At 69.3% G+C, this 18,645-nt stretch carries 17 protein-coding genes; 8 read left to right on the top strand and 9 right to left on the bottom strand.

Going from position 1 to position 18,645, the window contains the following annotated elements; all coding sequences use genetic code 11:
* Positions 1-47: 47 nt before the first annotated feature.
* Positions 48-587 carry a hypothetical protein gene (locus HOV91_RS06825; RefSeq protein ID WP_174184596.1) on the bottom strand — a complete coding sequence of 180 codons (540 nt, stop codon included), beginning with the start codon at positions 585-587 and terminating at the stop codon, positions 48-50.
* Positions 588-708: 121 nt separating this feature from the next.
* Positions 709-1,386 carry an NAD(P)-dependent oxidoreductase gene (locus HOV91_RS06820; RefSeq protein WP_174184595.1) on the bottom strand — a complete coding sequence of 226 codons (678 nt, stop codon included), beginning with the start codon at positions 1,384-1,386 and terminating at the stop codon, positions 709-711.
* An 85-nt stretch (positions 1,387-1,471) separates the two neighbouring features.
* Between HOV91_RS06820 and HOV91_RS06815 the strand changes: the two genes are divergently transcribed.
* The gene (locus HOV91_RS06815; RefSeq protein WP_217439796.1) at positions 1,472-2,167 is read left to right on the top strand and encodes a TetR/AcrR family transcriptional regulator; all 696 of its coding nucleotides are present in this window, start codon (positions 1,472-1,474) and stop codon (positions 2,165-2,167) included.
* A gap of 1,212 nt (positions 2,168-3,379) precedes the next feature.
* Positions 3,380-4,591 (top strand): dephospho-CoA kinase, encoded by a 1,212-nt coding sequence (gene coaE / locus HOV91_RS06810; protein WP_174184594.1) that lies wholly within the window; start codon positions 3,380-3,382, stop codon positions 4,589-4,591.
* Between the two features lie 177 nt (positions 4,592-4,768).
* Here coaE and HOV91_RS06805 read toward each other — a convergent pair whose 3' ends face one another.
* Together HOV91_RS06805 and HOV91_RS06800 are read right to left on the bottom strand one after the other, a co-directional pair.
* Complete coding sequence (locus tag HOV91_RS06805) at positions 4,769-5,293, bottom strand: ribonuclease FAU-1 family protein (RefSeq protein WP_174184593.1); 525 nt, start codon at positions 5,291-5,293, stop codon at positions 4,769-4,771.
* A 57-nt stretch (positions 5,294-5,350) separates the two neighbouring features.
* The gene (locus HOV91_RS06800) at positions 5,351-5,548 is read right to left on the bottom strand and encodes a hypothetical protein (RefSeq protein ID WP_174184592.1); all 198 of its coding nucleotides are present in this window, start codon (positions 5,546-5,548) and stop codon (positions 5,351-5,353) included.
* On the opposite strand from HOV91_RS06800, the gene uvrB reads away from it, so the two are divergent.
* Positions 5,547-7,736, top strand: a complete 2,190-nt coding sequence (gene uvrB / locus HOV91_RS06795; RefSeq protein WP_217439744.1) for an excinuclease ABC subunit UvrB — start codon at positions 5,547-5,549, stop codon at positions 7,734-7,736. The genes HOV91_RS06800 and uvrB overlap by 2 nt on opposite strands.
* Before the next feature lie 62 nt (positions 7,737-7,798).
* Here the strand turns inward: uvrB and HOV91_RS06790 are convergent, their stop codons facing one another.
* Positions 7,799-8,269, bottom strand: coding sequence for a VOC family protein (locus tag HOV91_RS06790; protein ID WP_174184591.1), 471 nt, complete (start codon positions 8,267-8,269; stop codon positions 7,799-7,801).
* A gap of 52 nt (positions 8,270-8,321) precedes the next feature.
* On the opposite strand from HOV91_RS06790, the gene HOV91_RS06785 reads away from it, so the two are divergent.
* The 3 genes from HOV91_RS06785 (at position 8,322) to HOV91_RS06775 (ending at position 10,603) form a co-directional block, all read left to right on the top strand.
* The gene (locus HOV91_RS06785; RefSeq protein WP_312884502.1) at positions 8,322-9,224 is read left to right on the top strand and encodes a DUF6597 domain-containing transcriptional factor; all 903 of its coding nucleotides are present in this window, start codon (positions 8,322-8,324) and stop codon (positions 9,222-9,224) included.
* 28 nt (positions 9,225-9,252) lie between these two features.
* Entirely contained in the window at positions 9,253-9,666 is a 414-nt protein-coding gene (locus HOV91_RS06780; protein ID WP_174184590.1) for a DoxX family membrane protein, read from the top strand.
* 484 nt (positions 9,667-10,150) lie between these two features.
* Complete coding sequence (locus HOV91_RS06775; protein ID WP_043723394.1) at positions 10,151-10,603, top strand: universal stress protein; 453 nt, start codon at positions 10,151-10,153, stop codon at positions 10,601-10,603.
* A 96-nt stretch (positions 10,604-10,699) separates the two neighbouring features.
* On the opposite strand, the gene HOV91_RS06770 is transcribed toward HOV91_RS06775, so the two are convergent.
* From HOV91_RS06770 to HOV91_RS06760, 3 genes are all read right to left on the bottom strand, one after another.
* Entirely contained in the window at positions 10,700-12,997 is a 2,298-nt protein-coding gene (locus tag HOV91_RS06770; protein ID WP_438822639.1) for a HelD family protein, read from the bottom strand.
* Between the two features lie 118 nt (positions 12,998-13,115).
* Positions 13,116-13,433, bottom strand: a complete 318-nt coding sequence (locus tag HOV91_RS06765) for an antibiotic biosynthesis monooxygenase family protein (protein WP_174184589.1) — start codon at positions 13,431-13,433, stop codon at positions 13,116-13,118.
* Between the two features lie 10 nt (positions 13,434-13,443).
* Entirely contained in the window at positions 13,444-14,793 is a 1,350-nt protein-coding gene (locus tag HOV91_RS06760) for a diguanylate cyclase domain-containing protein (RefSeq protein WP_174184588.1), read from the bottom strand.
* A gap of 278 nt (positions 14,794-15,071) precedes the next feature.
* Between HOV91_RS06760 and HOV91_RS06755 the strand changes: the two genes are divergently transcribed.
* Together HOV91_RS06755 and HOV91_RS06750 are read left to right on the top strand one after the other, a co-directional pair.
* On the top strand, positions 15,072-16,214 hold the full coding sequence (locus HOV91_RS06755) for a beta-ketoacyl synthase N-terminal-like domain-containing protein (protein WP_174184693.1): 1,143 nt from the start codon (positions 15,072-15,074) through the stop codon (positions 16,212-16,214).
* A 113-nt stretch (positions 16,215-16,327) separates the two neighbouring features.
* A complete protein-coding gene (locus tag HOV91_RS06750; protein ID WP_174184587.1) occupies positions 16,328-17,104 on the top strand; it encodes a sigma 54 modulation/S30EA ribosomal C-terminal domain-containing protein in 777 nt (258 codons plus the stop codon).
* 9 nt (positions 17,105-17,113) lie between these two features.
* On the opposite strand, the gene HOV91_RS06745 is transcribed toward HOV91_RS06750, so the two are convergent.
* Positions 17,114-18,645 (bottom strand): sensor histidine kinase (locus tag HOV91_RS06745; protein WP_174184586.1); only part of this gene is annotated, 1,532 nt, incomplete at its 5' end.

The raw sequence follows: 18,645 nt of genomic DNA, 5'->3' as shown, positions 1-18,645 counted from the left end.
GTGCCCCAACCGGAATCCGGTTGGGGCACAGTCGTTTCGAAGAGCCCTCAGACGGTCTCGCGTCGCGAGGGTTTCGTGGTGCCGTGCGTGACCTGTGGCGTTTTCGCGGGCCGCCGTGCCGCCTCGTGTGGCGCCACCATCTGGGCTGTGGTGAGCGCGACGACCTGGATTTGCTCGAGCCGCAACTCGAGCTGGGCCAGCCGGGCGATGACGCCCAGCCGATGCTCCGGCAAACCGGGGCGGATCGCCAGCGGGTCCCCGTCCGGACGATTCACGACATAGCTGCGGCGTCCGGCGTCGTACCGCACGGGTACGCCGTCCCGGATGGCCCGGTAGGCGTCCAGGTCCAGCGCGCTGTGCCGGATGGGGTCGATCATCAGCGACGCGATGAACTGCTCCGCCTGTCGCAGCCACGGCTCCTGGTCCGACGGGTCCAAGTGCTCGACCCGCTCGGCCACGCGCCGCCGATAGTCCTCCGCGGCAGGACGCAGCAGAGCTCGGTGCCGCTCGATCTCCGCCGCCAAGGCCACGAGGTCTTCGTGGGTCTCGGCGACCTGGTCGGGCGTCGAAGCTTGAACGTCGGGCATGGTGACCCCTATCTGTCGGGTTGCGGATTACTTTGTGTGGCAACCAGATCGACGTCCGACACTTCGTATTGTGCCGGAGGGGTCCGACAGAAACGGCGCGTGCGGCACTCCCGGGGGGCGCTCAGTACCCGACGGTGAAGCGGCGCTGGACGAAGCGGGGCTGTTCGGCTTCGTCGAGCAGGGCGACCGCCACGTCCTCGGCGGAGATGTCCGCACCGCCGACCAGCAGCTGATCGCCGCCGATCCGGAAGCGACCGGTGCGCTCGCCCGGGTTGATCCGCCCCGAGGACGGGCTCAGGTAGGTCCAATAGCGGTTGGACAGCCGATAGATGTCCAAGGCGTCGCGTAAGGCGCGCACCACCCGGGCGTACTCCGTCGGGACCTCGAGCACTTCGGTGAGGGTGCGAGTGAACTCGTCCCCGGTGTCCAGCAGTTGCACGCCGGGTGCTACCTCCAGACTGCCCGCCCCGCCCACCGCGATCAGCCGGACTCGCGGCTGCCGGTCGAGCGCGGCGACCATCGCCCGCGCACCCGCTACGAAATCGTCCGCCTTGGCGATGGTGTCGGCGATGCCGTGCCCGGCGTTCACCGCACTCACGACGACGTCGAGACCGGTGATGGCCCGAGCGATGCTGTCGGTATCCAGCCAGTCGGCGACCGCCCAGCTCTCCTCGCCGCGTTCGGCGGGAAAACGCCCCGCGTCGCGCGTGAAGGCGGTGACCCGGTGGCTCCGCCGCAGTGCTTCGGCGACGACCCGCGACCCGATGACGCCGGTCGCTCCGAAAACTCCGATGTCCACGACTACTCCTATGCGGTGTTCATTTACTACACGGCGTTCAGTAACAACACGTGGGATAGTAGTCAAACGCTGTAGAGTGTCAACCGTGGCCGAGATCGTCAGGAGTCGCCGAGAGCGCCTGCGTGCGCAGGCGCTGGAGGACATCAAGACAATCGCCATGCGGTTGCTCGCCGAGGGCGGCCCGGACGCGATCTCCCTACGCGCCATCGCGCGCGAGATGGGGATGACGGCGGGCGCGATCTACGGCTACTACGCCACCCGCGACGAATTGATCTCCACGCTCATCTCGGACGTCTACACCGCCTTGGTCGACCGGCTCGAGGCGGCACGCGACGCGGTGGACGATCCCGCCGGGCGCATCGTGGCGTGGGCCGGGGCCGTGCGCGAGTGGGCGGTCGAACGGCCCGCCGAATTCCGGCTCATCTACGGCGACCCGGTGCCCGGCTATCAGCCGCCACCGGGTGGACCTGCCGCGGCGGCCGAATTACGCGCCTGTACCGGTCTGGTCGGTCTCGCGGCCGCAGCGTGGCCGCGCGCCGCGGCTACACAGACCACCGGTGACTGCGCGTGGTCGGATTTCGACGCGGGGTTGGCCGGGCATGTGCGGTCCGACTTCCCCGATCTGCCTCCGGATGCGCTCGCCCTCGCCCTGCGCATGTGGGGCCGGATGCACGGACTGATCGCGCTCGAGGTGTACGGCCATCTGCGCCCGCAATCTCAGGACCCGGCGAAGCTTTTCCGCGCCGAGATGCGCGATCTCGTCCGTTCACTCGGCCTCTGATCCACGCGGTGTCGAAACCGCCGGCCGAGCCTCGGCTCCGCGGCCGCGGTCGTGCTCGGATTTCGCGGTGCTGACCTCTGTCTCGTAGACCTGCCGGACGGCCGAGCGGAAGATTGCCAGTGATACGCCACGCCGAAAGACGGCAATGTCCGGCGGCGTGAATGCACGCGCTATCTCGATTCCGCGCATACCGTCGCCATCACCGTCACTTGTTTCCGGTCCATTCGCGGAATGGGTTCGTTCGGCACTGGTCCGTCGTCCGCTATCTCGCGGATTCTGCCGGGATCAACGCGCGTGTCGGTCCTCGTCGCCCGCCGCGACAGCCCGCTGCGGAAAGGCCGGAATTATCGAAGAACGCGGGTACGCATTCCTGCGGGTGGCGAGGGCGAGCGCCATCACCGGGTTCGGTGACCGAAGTCCGAGCGAGGAATTTCGCACCACCGAAGGGCCTACACGGGAGAAGCGCGGTTCCGCCTGGCGCGCTCGGGGTGACTGTTCTTGCATCTGTACTTACATTTCGCGCCGACCGAGAGCGGCGGAACTATCCCATTGGCTCGTGCACCGAACCGATCGACTTGCGGCGCAACGAATCCGGGCCGGGGCACGCAGAACAGTGGCCCAGCCTTGGCGAGAGGCTGGGCCACTTCGAACTCGGGTTCAGCTTGCGGTAGCAGGTACCCACCGGACCGCGGGTGCGGCCGGACGGTTCCGCATGGCAGCGAAACTGTGCCGCGCGGGACTGATGAACGCGGTGAACCAAGAGCGGCGGTGCTCCGCGAGCGCCGCCGCGACAGCAGGGATCTGAATGCAGTGCACTCGCCCCGCCATACCCAGGCGGTGGCGACCCGTCTGGTTGATTCTGGTGCCCAATGGTGTTCCTTTGCTTCGCTGGTGTCGGCCTGGATCGCCACGGCGAAGATTAGCGGAACGAAAGTGCTCGGCCGAGTATTTTGCGCGAGTAATTGCTTCGGCGTGTCGGAAAGTCGGGGCGGCTCAACCGTAAACATCCGGAATTGTTGCGAAACGGTCTCGGCGCAGTCACGGATCGGGCAAATGGACGGGCAAGTGGTGGAATGCGCGAGCGAATCGGGTAATCGGCTGGATTGCCCCCTGTGCCGGGCCGGTTCGCCGCCGATCCGCCGCAGGTGACGCGGCGGCGGGGGCCTCGGGGCGGCGGACGCGTGCGCCGCTTCCGGATGCGAGACTGGTCGAATGTTACGAATCGGCCTCACCGGAGGCATGGGAGCGGGCAAGTCGACGGTGGCTCGGGCGCTCGCCGAACTCGGCGCGGTGATCATCGACTCCGACCTGATCGCCAGGGAGGTCGTCGAGCCGGGCACCGAGGGCTTGGCCGCGCTGGTGGCGGCGTTCGGCGCCGACATCCTCGCCGCGGACGGCAGCCTGGATCGGCCCGCGCTGGCGGCCAAGGCATTCGGTGACGACGCGGCACGCGCGAAACTCAATTCCATCACGCATCCGCTGGTCGGAAAGCGCACCGCGGAATTGATCGCCGCCGCCCCCGCGGATGCGATAGTCGTACAGGATATTCCGCTTCTGGTGGAAAATGGTCTCGCGCCGTTGATGCATCTCGTGCTCATCGTCGACGTGGACGCCGAAACACGAATTCGGCGCCTGGTGGAATTCCGTGGCGTCCTCGAAGCCGATGCGCGGGCGCGTATTTCGGCGCAGGCCACCGACGAACAGCGGCGAGCCGTTGCCGATGTGTTGCTGGATAACAGTGGCGCGCCGGGTTCGGTCGAAGCCGAGGTGCGCCGCCTGTGGGCCGAGCGTCTGGTGCCGTTCGAGCGCAACCTGCGGACCGGCACGCCCGCGCGCCGCCAGGAGATCCGGCTGGTGCCCGCCGATCCCGGCTGGCCCGCGCAGGCGCAACGGTTGATCGCCCGGCTCCGGGTGGCCTGCGGCACTGCCGCGTCTCGTATCGACCACGTCGGCTCCACCTCGGTGCCCGGGTTGCCCGCCAAGGACGTGATCGATCTCCAGATCACGGTCGCCGACCTGCACGCCGCCCACGGCCTGCGCGACGCGCTCGGCGCCGCGGGGTTCCCGGTGCGGCCGGAGTCCACCCAGGACAACCCCAAGCCGACGCCGCAGGACCCCGCGGGCGCCGATACCGCGCTGTGGGTCAAGCGTTTCCATCAGAACGCCGACCCGGGGCGGTTGGCCAATGTGCACGTGCGAGTGGAGGGTTCGCCCGGCCAGCAGTACGCGCTGCTGCTGCGGGACTGGCTGCGCGCCGACGCGGACGCGCGCGCGGAGTACCTCGCGGTGAAACGCGAGGGCGAGGCCAAGGCGGCGGGGCTCACCGGCGCGGAGGCGACCTCGGCCTACCTCGAGGTCAAGGAGCCGTGGTTCGACGCCGCCTACCCCAGGGCGCTGGCTTGGCGGGACTCGTCGGCTTCCTAGCGGCCCGCGGGGGCGCGTCGGGTTCGCGAGCGCTTCGAGGGCGCGAAGCCGGTCACATCCACTTCGCCGTCCAGGCGGGACGGTGGTAGGCGGGATCTGCGGCCGAACCCGGCGCGTGGGATGCTTCGCGGCGACTGGATGCTGAGCGGGCGTGGATCGGAGCGCTACTCGCGGGGACTACAACCAGGTCAGCGTGATGTCCATGGTGTCCAACCAGCCCTCCAGGGTGTGCCCGTTGGCGGCGATGCCGTCGATGGCCGCGGTGGCGTGCTGGACGGCGGCCTCGGCGTCGGCGAGCGTGATCAGCCCGGCGGCGTGCGCGGCGATCAGCTCGTCGACGTCCAGCAACTGCGTGTCGCGCGAGGAGCGCACGATGATGTCGAGGTAGTGATCGACGGCCTTCCACTTCTTCGGGGCGACCACGGTGAAGTCACCGATGTCGAGGTAGTAGTCCTGGTCGCGCCGGTGCGCGGGCAAGTAGTGGAAGATCGTCGCGCGCAGGTGCAGCTTCGGCAGCAGCCAGGACTCGATGTAGTGGAACTGCGGATGATCCGAGGTGCGTGCCATGTACAGGCCCCACGGCTCGACGCGGTACTTCTCGACCGGGCGTACGAAGCCTTTCGGATCCGTATTCGTCAGGTCCGCGATGCTGAAGTACTCGACTTTGGGCCGGTGCACGTCGACGATGGGTGCCTGCGTCATGCCTCAAGAATCTACCGTCGCGCCCGATGCGTCGAGTCGGGCGCGGTAACCGGTGAGCTACATCCAGGTGAGCGTGATGCCGTGCATGGCCAGCCAGTCCGGCCCGGTCCGGGGTGTGCGGATGCTGTAGCGCACGCGGCTGGACGCCTCCCGGTAGGTATGCCGCGACTCGCGGCTACCGTGCGCACTCGTCCGGCCGGGACCGTCCGCCGTCCCCGGGAATCTGTCGGTGGCTCGGCCTAGGCTGGTGAGCATGGCATTCGCAACCGAGATTCCGGCGGAGGGCTTCGAGGACAGGGCGGCCGAGCAGCCGCTCGCGCACTCGGAGTTCCGCCCGGTCGGCGAGATCCAGCGCGTCGGCGGCCGGTTCGAGGTGGTCAGCGACCATCAGCCGGCGGGAGACCAGCCGGCCGCGATCGCCGAGCTGGAACGCAGGATCAGAGCGGGGGAGCGCGACGTGGTGCTGCTCGGCGCCACCGGCACGGGAAAGTCGGCCACCACGGCCTGGCTGATCGAGCGGTTGCAGCGGCCGACGCTGGTGATGGCGCCGAACAAGACCCTCGCCGCCCAGCTGGCCAACGAACTGCGCGAGATGCTCCCGCACAACGCCGTGGAGTACTTCGTCTCCTACTACGACTACTACCAACCCGAGGCGTACATCGCCCAGACCGACACCTACATCGAGAAGGACAGCTCGATCAACGACGATGTCGAGCGGCTGCGCCATTCGGCGACCTCCAGCCTGCTGTCCCGGCGCGACGTGGTGGTGGTCGCCTCGGTGTCGTGTATCTACGGCCTCGGCACGCCGCAGTCATACCTGGACCGGTCGGTGCAGCTGCAAGTGGGCGCGGAGATCGATCGCGACGCGCTGCTGCGCCTGCTGGTCGACGTGCAGTACACCCGCAACGACATGGCGTTCACCCGCGGCTCGTTCCGGGTGCGCGGCGACACCGTGGAGATCATCCCCTCCTACGAGGAGCTCGCCGTCCGCATCGAGTTCTTCGGCGACGAGATCGAGGCGCTGTACTACCTGCACCCGCTCACCGGAGACGTGGTCCGCCAGGTGGACACGCTGCGGATCTTCCCCGCCACCCACTACGTGGCGGGACCGGAGCGCATGGAGCGCGCGGTGCGCGACATCGAAGCCGAGCTGGAGCAGCGGCTGGCCGAGCTGGAACGCCAGGGCAAGCTGCTGGAGGCGCAGCGGCTGCGCATGCGCACCCAGTACGACCTGGAGATGATCCGCCAGGTCGGGTTCTGCTCCGGCATCGAGAACTATTCGCGGCACATCGACGGCCGCCCGGCCGGGTCGGCGCCCGCGACCCTGCTGGACTACTTCCCCGAGGACTTCCTGCTCGTCATCGACGAGTCGCACAACACGGTCCCGCAGATCGGGGGCATGTACGAAGGTGACATGTCGCGCAAGCGCAACCTGGTCGAATACGGCTTCCGGTTGCCCTCCGCGGTGGACAACCGACCGCTGACCTGGGAGGAATTCGCCGACCGCATCGGGCAGACGGTCTACCTCTCGGCCACGCCCGGCCCGTACGAACTCGGGCAGACCGGCGGCGAGGTGGTCGAGCAGGTGATCCGGCCGACCGGCTTGGTCGATCCCAAGGTCGTGGTGAAGCCGACCAAGGGGCAGATCGACGACCTGATCCACGAGATCAGGCAGCGCACCGAGCGCGACGAGCGCGTCCTGGTCACCACGCTGACCAAGAAGATGGCCGAGGACCTCACCGACTACCTGCTCGGGCTGGGGGTTCGGGTGCGCTATCTGCACTCCGAGATCGACACGCTGCGCCGCGTCGAGTTGCTGCGCCAGCTGCGCCTCGGCGAATACGACGTGCTGGTGGGCATCAACCTGCTGCGCGAGGGGCTCGACCTGCCCGAGGTGTCACTGGTTGCGATCCTCGACGCGGACAAGGAAGGGTTCCTGCGCAGCACCACCGCGCTGATCCAGACGATCGGCCGCGCGGCGCGCAACGTCTCCGGCGAAGTGCACATGTACGCGGACAAGGTCACCGACTCCATGCAGTTCGCCATCGACGAGACCGAGCGCCGCCGCGCCAAACAGGTCGCCTACAACGAAGCGATGGGCATCGATCCGCAGCCGCTGCGCAAGAAGATCGCCGACATTCTCGACCAGGTGTACCGGGAGGCCGAGGAGACCGAGGTAGAGGTCGGCGGCTCCGGGCGCAATGCCAGCCGTGGCAGGCGCGCGCAAGGCGAGCCCGGCCGCGCGGTGAGCGCGGGCGTGTACGAAGGCCGCGACGTCAAATCGATGCCGCGTGCCGAACTCGCCGATCTCGTCAAGGAACTCACCGCGCAGATGATGAACGCGGCGCGGGAGCTGCAGTTCGAGCTCGCCGGGCGGTTGCGCGACGAGATCGCGGACCTGAAGAAGGAACTGCGCGGCATGGACGCCGCCGGATTGAGTTGAGCGCCGAACCGGCGCTGCCGCCGCGGACCGGGAACCCGGTCGCCGCGGCGGCAGCCGGAGCGTCAGGACTGGGTCGCCATCCATTCGTTCACCCGGCGCTCGGCCTCTTCGCGCGGCACGTCCTCGACCTTGGTGAGCACCGCCCAGCGGTGGCCGAACGGATCGATCACGACGCCGAAGCGGTCACCGGTCACGAAAGTCTGCGGCTCTTCGACGCTGCGGGCGCCGTTCTCGACCGCGCGGCGCACGACCGCGTCGACATCGGGGCAGTAATGCACGATCGAGGTGTGCACCCATTCGCCGTTCGGCGCCAGCAAGCCGTTGTCCGGGATGGGCATTCCCATCTGCAGGGTCGAGTCGCCGATCTTCAACTCGGCGTGCGCGGGCTGACCGTCGGGCAGATCATTGCGACTGATCACCTCGGCGCCGAAGACGGCGGTGTAGAAATCGATGGCCTTGTTGCCGTCGCCGACCGCGAGAAAACAAGTGATCGAGTGGTAGCCGTCGGCAATGGGATTCACTGTGTTCGTCATGGGCACAACTCTCGCCCGTGGCGGCCGATAGGTCTTGTAAGAAAGCGACACCGTGCCCGATAGCGCCGAATCGTCGTCCGGCGAGCCGCCGCGGGCTCGCAATCCGCTGATGCCCACCGACACCAAGGGAATCCTGCACCCCGACGAACAGGCGAAGCATCGTTCGCTGGTCCGGTTGCCGCCGGGCCCTGCGGTGGACCGCTACGTCGAGTGGTACTGGGCGGTGCGCTGGGATCTGCGCGGCAGACCGCCGTACCGGGCGGAGGTGCTGTCGTATCCGAGCGTGAACGTCACCTTCGAGAGATCCGACGAACGCACCGGCGGCTTCGTCACCGGCGTGACCACCACGAAATTTATCCGCGAACTCGGCGGGCTCGGTGAGACATTCGGCGTCCGTTTCCGCGCGGGCGGGTTCGGCGCGTTCACCGGTCTCGATGTCGGCTCGCTACGCGATCGCGCCGTCCCCATCGCCGACGTGCTGCCCGACGCCGCGGGCCTGACCGAACGGGTGCTCGGCGCGCCGACTGTCGAGCAACGCTGCCGCATCGTCGAGGACTACCTCGCGGAACGTCCCGCGACCGTGGATCCGACCTACCGGTTGGTGCTGCGCATCGTGGCGGCGATGGCCACCGACCAAGAACTCACCAGGGTCGATCAGGTCGCCGCGCGGTTCGACGTGCCCGCCCGAACGCTACAGCGCATGTTCCGCCGGTATGTCGGCGCCGGGCCGAAATGGGTGCTGCGGCGCTACCGGTTGCAGGACGGCGCGGACCTGCTCGCGAAAGGCCGTACCGACGATCTCGCCGCCTTGGCCGCGGAACTGGGCTATTTCGACCAGGCGCATTTCTCGCGTGAGTTCACCGCGGAAGTGGGTATGGCTCCCCTCGAATATGCCAAGAATTCGCTCCGATTCCGCAACGAAGTCACCGCCAAGGTCATGCCGACGCGGGGATAGTTGCCGGACCGCCGACGAGGAGCCGGACATGGATATCGTGGTGTTGCTCGGACGGGTGTTGTTCGCGGCGCTGTTCCTGACCTCCGCTCTGGGACATTTCACTCGGACCGAAGCGATGGCGGGGTATGCGCAGAGCAAGCATGTCCCGATGGCGAAAGCCGCCGTGCTCGGCTCGGGTCTCCTGTTCGGCCTCGGCGGCCTGAGCGTGCTGCTGGGTGTCTGGGCCGACCTCGGTGCGCTGCTGCTCGTGCTCGCGCTGCTGCCGACCGCGGTCGTGATGCATCCGTTCTGGCGGGAGACCGACCAGCAGACCGAACAGACCGAGATGATCCAGTTCAACAAGGACATGGCGCTGGCGGGCGCGGCCCTGATGCTGTTCGCGTTCTTCGCCCATGTCGACGAACTCGGATTGACTCTCACCGGCCCGCTTTTCGACCTGTAGTCCGGGTCCGCGCGCTAATATTGCGCGTCCTTTTACTGCAGGAAGAGGAAGCCATGGACATCATCGGAGCGATTCTCGGCATATTCTGGGCAAACTATCGGCAGTGGCCGTAGCGGGAGGGCTGTCCGGGCCCGATCGGCCCGTCACGGCGGGTGATTCACGCGGGCGGGCGGGCCGATCTTCCTGTGACGGACCTGGCTCTGTGACGAATATCCCAGGGCCGCAACAACGTTGGTAGCGGTTGTGGCACATCACAGGTTTGGTTCCGCTGAATTGAGTCTGCGCTGGTTGGAAAGGCCTTTCCGGCATTCCCTGGCGAATCCGCGGCGGGAATGGCGGAACACCCCGAGTGTGATGTCTTGCGATTTCTGAAATTTCCGTACCGTTTGCCGCTATGGTCGAGCCCAGTCGCCGCGCCGACGCCCCGTCCAGGCAGGACGACACCGCGCGCGGCACCGGACCCACCGCATAGTTGGAGGAGAGCATGACCGCCTACCGGACCATTGTCGTCGGTACCGATGGCTCGGACTCGTCGTATGTCGCCGTCGAGAAGGCCGGGGCTCTGGCCGGCGTCTCCGGCGCGACCCTGGTCGTGGCCTGCGCGTACTACCCGACCGACGACCGCGACGTCGCCGCCGCTGCCGACGTGCTCAAGGAGGAGGCCTACCAGGTACGCGGTTCGGCGCCCACCAACGAGATCCTGCGCATCGCCAGGGACAAGGCGATCGCCGCGGGCGCGGCCGACATCGTCGAGCGCGCCATCGTCGGCGAGCCGGTGGAATCGCTGCTGGCGCTGATGAAGGAGGTCGACGCCGACCTGCTGGTCGTCGGTAACCGGGGCCTGAACACCCTGGCCGGACGGCTGCTCGGTTCGGTGCCCTCCGACGTGGCGCGCAAGTCCCGCTCGGACGTGCTGATCGTGCACACCGTGCGCTGAGTTTCCGCCGGTCCGAAAGGCTCCGTCCCCGTCGCGAACCGCGATGCGCGGGCGGAGCCTTTCGTCGTGCTCGTGGCGGAGCCGATCGCGACCGGCTCAGCGCAGCCGATCGAGCACGCCGGGCAGCTGCGCGCTGTGCACGACGCCCAGCCGCTGGGTGGCCCGGGTCAGCGCGACGTAGAGGTCGTTGAGCCCGCGCGGCGATTCGTCGATGATGTCCTGCGGTTCCACCAGGTAGACCGCGTCGAACTCCAGGCCTTTCACCTCGTGCACGGTCAGTACCCGCACCGACTCGGCCGCGAGGTCGGCCAGCGGCGCCATCAGGGCGTGCGGCACGATCACCGCCGTGGTGCCCGGCCCCGTCTCGGTGGCGACCAGCCGGGCGGTCTCCGCGCGCACGTCGCCCGGCTCGACCCGGTAGGCACGCGGCGCGACGCCGGTCTCGCGGACCGAGCGCGGCGCGGTGGCCGCCGGATCGATGGCCGCGAGGACGTCGGCCGCGAGGTCCATGATCTCCGCGGGCGTGCGGTAGTTGACGGTGAGTTCGGTGAGCTTCCACCGGGACGCGACGTAGGGCTCCAGCATCCGCTGCCACGACGAGGCGCCCGCCGGGTCGCCGGTCTGCGCGACGTCGCCGACCACGGTGACCCACCGGTTCGGGATGCGCCGCATCACCATGCGCCAGGCCATCTCCGACAGCTCCTGCGCCTCGTCCACGATGACGTGGCCGTAGGTCCAGGTCCGATCGCCCGCCGCGCGCTCCGCGGTCGTCTGGCGGGTGCGGAAGTCCTGGCGTTCGGCCAGCTGGCTCGCGTCGATCAGGTCGTAGGCCATCAGGATCTCCGGGTCGAGTTCGTCCTCCAGATCCTGCGGCGCCGAGCCGGTGAGGATGTCGAGCGCGTCCTGCGCCTCGGCGATCTGGGCGCGCCAGCGGCGCCGGGCGCGCTCGCGCTCCTCGGCGTCGTCCACGCCGAGCAATTCGGCCAGTTCGTCCAGCAGCGGCGCGTCCGCGGCGCTGAACTGCCCGTCGTCCGAGCGCAGCAGCTCGGCGCGGTCGGCCGGGTCCAGCGAGCTCGCGGCCCGGTCCAGCCGCTCGGGGTCGGCGAGCAGGTCGGCCAGGACGTCTTGCGGAGACAGGATCGGCCACAGCCCGGCGATCGCGGCCTGGATCTGCGGGTCGGCCCGCATCTCGTCGCGGATTTCGGTGAGGTCGGCCGAGCTGAGCAGACTGGGACCGCCGGAGAGGTCGGCGCCCATGGTCGCGGCGAGCTGGTCGGTCAGCGCGTCGACCACCGAGCTCGCGAAGATCGGCCGGGCCAGGTTGTGCGGCCTGCGCGAGGAACGGGCCCGGCCGCGGGCCTTGGTGGCGATCTTGCGGTCCAAGACGACCGGGTATCCGTCGAAGCTCAGCCGGATCGGTTCGGCGGGCACCTCCTGACGGTCGCGCACCGCCTGCTTGAGCACCTCGAGAATGCTCAGCGATCCCTTGATCTCGCCCGCCCGCAGCGAGTCCTCCCTGGCCGCCCGCACGCCCGGGTACAGGTCGCCGATGGTGGACAGCAGGACACCGGTCTCGCCGAGCGAGGGCAGCACTTGGCCGATGTAGTCCAGGAAGGTGGCGTTCGGCCCGATGATCAACACGCCGCTCTTGGCCAACTGCTGGCGGTAGGTGTAGAGCAGATAGGCCGCGCGGTGCAGCGCGACGGCGGTCTTGCCGGTGCCAGGCCCGCCCTGCACGACGAGCACGCTCTTGTGCTCGGAGCGGATGATCGCGTCCTGCTCGTGCTGGATGGTCTCGACGATGTCGTTCATGTGGCCGGTGCGGGCGGCATTGAGCGCCGACAGCAGCGCGCTCTCGCTGCCCACGCCGCCGTCGGCGTCGGTGACGCCGGCCCGGCGCGCGGCCGCCAGGTCGAGATACTCGTCGTTGATCGCGGTGACCTTGCGGTTGCGCGAGCGGATGTGCCTGCGCCGGGTGACGCCGTCCGGCGCGGCGGTGGTGGCCAGATAGAACGGCCGCGCCAGCGGGGCCCGCCAGTCCAGCAGCAGGCTCTCGTAGTCGTCCTTCTCGTCGAGAATCCCGATCCTGCCGATGTAGCGGTATTCCTCCTGCGCACCGTCGAGATCGATGCGGCCGAAGCACAGGCCGTGCTCCGCGGCGTCGTATTTCGCCAGGTCCTCGGAGTAGAGCTGGGTGAAGGACTCCCGTTCGCTGCGGGCCTGCGGGGTGCCGCCGGTCTCCAGCAGCACGGTGCGCAACCGGTTGCGCGCGTAGTCGCGCATCTCGTCGAGCCGCTCGTACAGCACCGACAGGTACGCCTGTTCCTGGTCGGTCTCGCGGGTCCGCTCGGGGGCGCCGTCGTGGGCGGCACGATCCTGAGTGAGGTCGGGCAAATGAACTCCTTGTCACCGCGAACAACCGCGAGCACACTACCCGGCCGGGTAGGTGAACGCTCGGAAAGCAGAGTTGTCGAGTTTACCGGGGTTGCGGAGGGCTCGCGTCAACCGCAGGTCAGGGCCCCGGCGGGAGGGCAGGGGGGAGCGGCACCGGCGTGAAGTGCTCCACCACCGGGAACGGGTCGTAGAAGTGATGCAACAGATCCTTCCAGCGCTGGTATTCCGGCGAACCGCGGAATCCGACGACGTGATCGTCGAGACGGTCCCATTCCACCCGGAGCAGATAGCTGCCCGGCGACTCGACGCCGCGCGACAGCGACAGCGACCGGAAGCCCGGCATGCTCGCGATGAGCGGGCGCGCCGCGGCGAAGGCGGCTTCGAACTCGGCGGCGCGCTCGGGGCGAACCGGCAGCAGGGCGTGTTCGACGATCATGCGGGCCCGGTCAGGACGCGTGGGTGCTGTTCGGCCTGCGGCCCTTGGTGATGGCGCCTTCCCGGCGCCCGGGCGGCTTGGCGCGGTACATCGCCAGGTCGGCGTCGTGCAGCACGGCTTCCGGGCTGCGCCGGTCGCCGACGCCGAGTTCGGTGACACCGATCGAGGCGTTCACCTCGATCCGGTGCCCGCGCGCGATGATCGGCTCGGCCATGGTCGAGCGCAGTCTGCTCACCAGCGCGTCGATGTCGACGCGGCGGGTCCGCCCGGACAGCAAAACCAGGAACTCGTCGCCGCCGAGCCTGCCGACGATGTCGTCGCCGCGCAGCGCGCGTTGCAGCCGCTGGGCGACGATCTGGAGCACGGTGTCGCCGATGGCGTGCCCGAGGGTGTCGTTGATCGCCTTGAACCCGTCCAGATCGATGAACAGCACGGTGGACACCGGCAGCAGTTCCTCGGTGCTGGCCAGCGCGGCGGCCAGTTGGGACAGGATCAGCGAGCGGTTGGCCAGCCCGGTGAGCGAGTCGTGCGTGGCCTGGTACTCCAGTTGCCGCCTGCTGGCGCGGAATTCGGTGATGTCGGCGAAGGAGGAGACCGCCGACGAACGCGGGTCGCCCGGGTTGAGCAGGCGGCTGCTGCCCGACAACCAGCGACGCTGACCGTCCACCCGGTCGACGCCGAAGATGTAGCCGGTGATGGTCTCGCCCGTGGCCAGCGTGCGCGCCACCGGATGGCGGCTGGGCGGCAGCGGCTGGGCGTTGGCGTCCAGCAGCACCAGCGGCAGCGACTGGATGGTGCGGCCGATGACCTGGCCGTCGGGCCCCTCGGTGCCGAAGATGCGCTTGGCCGCCGGGTTCATCGACTCGATCCGGCCCTCCGGATCGATCACCACGACGCCCTCCTCCAACTGGGAGACGACCGTGGTGAAGTAGTGCTCGGCTCTGCGCTGCGCGGCCTCGGCGTGGCGCTGGGCGGTGAGGTCGTGGATCACCACCTGGTAGGCCAGGCGATCGTGCCAGGCGGTCAGCACCGACACCGTCTCCACCGGAACGGTGCCGCCGTCCACCCGCAGCAGCGTCATCTCGGTGGGTATCGAGGCGGCGCCCGCGGTGCTGAGGGTGGCGATGCGGTCGAGCATCGCGGGGACCGACGCCGGGTGGACGAAATCGGTCAGCGGACGGCCGACGATCTCCTCGGCGTTCTCGGCGGCCAGCAGCCGGACGGTGGCCGGGTTGACGTAGACGACGAGGCCGCGCTCGTGCACGCAGATCCCGTCCGGGGTGTGCTCGACCAGGGAGCGGTAGCGCGCGGCCAGCTGTTCGGCGGCGTCGACCGCGGCGGCCAGCTTGTCGTCACCCACTCGAACCCCCGATCATCGACCCGATTATGGCCATTGGAACACGGGATCATTCTGGTATCGACGTGTACAAGATCACATCCTCCACGGTATTGCTTCGATCACACTAGCGGCACGTTCCCGGGCCGGATCCGGCGATCATTGTGGAACCGGTTTCTGCGTCGAGATAGGGCAGACCGCTCGGTCGGCCCGGGGAGCCGGCGAAGGAGCGATACATGCCGGGTGCCGACCCGAACACCGCCGTGCGGTCGCGATTCGATCCGCCGCGGCATCGAGATCATATGACCATCGCCGGGATCGGCGCGATCACCGGATACGGATGGGGACGGGAACGGCTGTGGGACGGCTTGCTCAGCGGCAAGTCGGCGGCGGCTCTGCAATCCGGCTACGGGCCGGGCCGTGACGAGGACGCGTGGGTGGCGCTGGTGCCCGAGGGCGGGGACCCCGAGTTGCGGGCCGACCGTTACGGGCGCGCCGTGCACGAGGCGGCGCGGGAGGCCGTCGCCGACGCCGAGGAGCGCGGCTGGCGGCCCGGCCGCACCGTCGGCCTGCTGCACGCCATCGTGCTCGGTGATGTGGTGGACTGGCGCGAGTTCTACCTCGCCGACGGGGGCCACCGCCGTTCCAGGGATTACCTGCGGCTGCTGCCGTCCACGCCGGTGTCGATGCTGATGCAGGAGTTCGGCTTCCACGGTCCGGCGATGAACGTCTCCGCCGCGTGCAGTTCCGCCAACGCGGCCCTCATCACCGCGAAGCTCTGGCTGGACGCCGGCATGGCCGACGACGTGATCTTCGTCGCGACCGATCTGTCCGCCACCCCGGAGATGGTGGAACACTTCGTGCGCCTCGGCGCCGCGGTGACCGACGCCGAACCGCTGGACGCGTGCAGGCCCTTCCAGCAGGGCAGCCGCGGGTTCAGCATGGGCGAGGCGTCGGTGGCGTTCGTCCTCACCCGTGCGGCGCGGCGGCCCTATGCCGCGGTACTCGGCGGGGCGATGTCCAACGACGCCTATCACGTGGTGTCGGTGGACCCCGCGCACGAGCGGATCCTCGACTGCGTGCGCCGCGCGCTCGACGGCGCCGGAATCGCCGCCGCGGAGGTGAGTTATTTCAACGCGCACGGCACCGGGACGCGGCAGTGCGACGCGGCCGAACACCAGCTGTTGAAGGACGTGTTCGCCGATCGCCCGCATATCTACGCGCTGAAGCCGCTGGCCGGCCACTGCCAGGGCGCGGCGGCCGCGGTCGAGGTGGCGGCGGCCGCCCTCGGCTACGACCGCGGCATCGTGCCCGCCGCGCCGATCGTCGCTCCCGCACATCCCCGGCTGCTGGAGGGCCCCTCGGCGTTCGAGGGCGGGATCACCGCGAAGCTCTCCCTCGGCATGGGCGGCAACAACTCCGTGGTATTGCTCGGAGCCGCCTGATCGGGCCTACCACAATCCTTTTCGCCGCTGGGGACTTTCGGCCCTGTTCGCGGCACCGGCCTGGTGCTGGCATGGGAGCGGGGACGGATCGATCTGGAAGCGGGGCAATACAGATGGTCATTTCGCAGCCGCGATTCGCGGCGGAACAATGGACGACGGCCGCGGGGCCGGAAGTGGCGGTGATCACGCGCGGAGACGTGGGCGCCATCGACGTGACGCGGGCGGTGCGAGCCATCGGCCGCGTGCTGCGCAGGCACCATCTCGACGCCCCCGCCCGGGTACGTCTCACCGCACCGCCCGACGCGGAGCAGCCCACGGTGGTGCAGATCGATGTCCACCACCGCGACGTCGTCATCCGGGTCCAGGTCAGCGGGCCGCGCGGATTCGCGGTGACCTTCGCCGCCGAACGCTTGGACCGCAGGCTGGCCCGCCTGGCCGGGGGCGAACCGCGCATCTGGCCGGATCCGGCCCGCCCTCCGCTGGCCTGGGTCGGCGAGCCGGCTCCGATCGTCCGCCGCAAGCAGGTCGCCCTGTCCACCTGTACGCCGGACGAGGCGGTCGCGGTCCTGGACGCCATGGACTACGGCGCCCACCTGTTCACCGACGCCCACACCGGCGCGGACGCGGTGGTGCACTGGGCGTGCCATGGCGTGCGACTGATCCGCCAGCGGGCGAGCCATCCGCCGATCCGGTCGCCGGAAATGGTCCATGGCACCCCGTCGATCGTGGTCGACGCCGAACCGGCCGCGTGCCTGGACTCGGCCGACGCGGCGAACATGCTGTGCCGCAAAGGATTGCCGTTCCTGTTCTACACCGACCCGGACAGCGGCCGCGGCGGGCTGCTCTACCGGCGGCACGACCGCGACCTTGCCCTGGTGTCGCCCGCCTGATCGCTACGGCTAGGCCAGCGGCGCGGACCAGTGCACCCTGGTGCCGCCGTGCTCGGCGCGCCGCACCGTACAGCGGCCGTCGGACATGGTCGCGCGCTGCGCGAGGTTGGCCAGTCCGCTCGGCTCCACGTCCGCGGGCATGCCCTTGCCGTTGTCCTCGACCAGAACCGTCAGCTCGTCGCCCACGGTGATCTCGACGGCGAGCCGGTTGCCGCCGGAATGGCGCACCGCGTTGCTCACCGATTCGCGCACCACGGCTTCCGCGTGGTCGGCGAGCGCGTCGCCCACCACCGAGAGCGGTCCGGAGAACCGCACGCTCGTCCGGAACGCGCCGTCGGCGGTCTGCTGGCGGATCGCGTCCTCGAGCCGTCGCCGCAGCGGGTCGCCGCCGTGCAGGTCGAAGATCGACGTGCGGATCTCCTGCACGACCTCCTGCAACCCGTCCATCTCCGCCGAAAGACGTTGCCGCAGTTCCGGATCGTCGGTGCGGGCCGCGGTGGCCCGCAGCCCGAGCCCGACCGCGAACAGCCGTTGCACGACATGGTCGTGCAGATCGCGCGCGATGCGGTCGCGGTCGGCGAGGACGTCGAGTTCGCGCATCCTGCGCTGGGTCTCGGCCAGTTGCATGGCCAGCGCCGCCTGGTCGGTGAACGCGGCGGTCAGCTCGATCAGTTCGCCGGGATACGGGAGGCTGCCGGGTGGGCGGACGACGATCAGCACGCCGAGCACGAGATCGGCGGTCTGCAACGGCAGCACCAGCGCGGGCCCCGCCGAGCCGACCGCGGCGCCGAGATCGACCGCCGCGGCGTCGGTCACCCGCACCGGCGCACGCTCGGTGAACGCCGTGCCGGTGGCGGTACCCGCGATCCGCACCCGCTCCGGACCGGGGCCGGGGCCGAACCATTGCACCACAACGAGTTCGGTGGCTTCGTCCGGCGGCGTCGCGGGCGCGACCACGGCCAGCAGCGCCTGCTGCGAGCCGGTCAGCGCGCGGGCGCGCGCGACCACCTGCGCGAGCACCAGGTCCGGCGCCGTGCCCGCGAGGAACTCGGTCGCGATGTCGCGGGTGGCCTCGATCCACGCCTGCCTGGTCCGGGCGGACTCGTACAGCCTGGCGTTCTCGATGGCGATGCCCGCCGCGGCGGCCAGCGCCAGGACGACGGCCTCGTCGTCGTCGGTGAACGGTCGCCCGCCCGCCTTCTCGGTGAGGTAGAGATTGCCGAAGATCTCCTCGCCGATCCGCACCGGGACGCCGAGGAAGCTGCCCATCGGCGGATGATTGGCCGGAAAGCCCACGGAGGCGGGATGTTTCGACAGATCGTCCAGCCGGATCGGCTCCGGGTGCAGGAACAACAGCCCCAGGACGCCATGCCCCTCGGGAGAGCGGCCGATGTGGGCGGGCATGGTGTCGTCGACGCCCTGGAAGATGAATTCGACCAGTTCGTGATCGTCTCCGCGGACGCCGAGCGCGCCGTAGCGGGCGTCGACCAGGCGGGTGGCCGCCCGTACGAGGGCGCGCAGCGTGTCGAGCACCGTTGACG

The sequence above is a fragment of the Nocardia barduliensis genome (genome assembly GCF_013315795.1).
Lineage (GTDB): Bacteria > Actinomycetota > Actinomycetes > Mycobacteriales > Mycobacteriaceae > Nocardia > Nocardia barduliensis.
This window is presented reverse-complemented; position numbering and strand designations above follow the sequence as displayed.

Coding starts and splice junctions, on each gene's coding strand:
- coaE (WP_174184594.1), top strand. CDS start 3,380: ATGTTACGAATCGGCCTCACCGGAGGCATGGGAGCGGGCAAGTCGACG.
- uvrB (WP_217439744.1), top strand. CDS start 5,547: ATGGCATTCGCAACCGAGATTCCGGCGGAGGGCTTCGAGGACAGGGCG.
- HOV91_RS06800 (WP_174184592.1), bottom strand. CDS start 5,548: ATGCTCACCAGCCTAGGCCGAGCCACCGACAGATTCCCGGGGACGGCG.
- HOV91_RS06805 (WP_174184593.1), bottom strand. CDS start 5,293: ATGACGCAGGCACCCATCGTCGACGTGCACCGGCCCAAAGTCGAGTAC.
- HOV91_RS06765 (WP_174184589.1), bottom strand. CDS start 13,433: ATGATCGTCGAACACGCCCTGCTGCCGGTTCGCCCCGAGCGCGCCGCC.
- HOV91_RS06825 (WP_174184596.1), bottom strand. CDS start 587: ATGCCCGACGTTCAAGCTTCGACGCCCGACCAGGTCGCCGAGACCCAC.
- HOV91_RS06780 (WP_174184590.1), top strand. CDS start 9,253: ATGGATATCGTGGTGTTGCTCGGACGGGTGTTGTTCGCGGCGCTGTTC.
- HOV91_RS06790 (WP_174184591.1), bottom strand. CDS start 8,269: ATGACGAACACAGTGAATCCCATTGCCGACGGCTACCACTCGATCACT.
- HOV91_RS06775 (WP_043723394.1), top strand. CDS start 10,151: ATGACCGCCTACCGGACCATTGTCGTCGGTACCGATGGCTCGGACTCG.
- HOV91_RS06750 (WP_174184587.1), top strand. CDS start 16,328: ATGGTCATTTCGCAGCCGCGATTCGCGGCGGAACAATGGACGACGGCC.
- HOV91_RS06755 (WP_174184693.1), top strand. CDS start 15,072: ATGACCATCGCCGGGATCGGCGCGATCACCGGATACGGATGGGGACGG.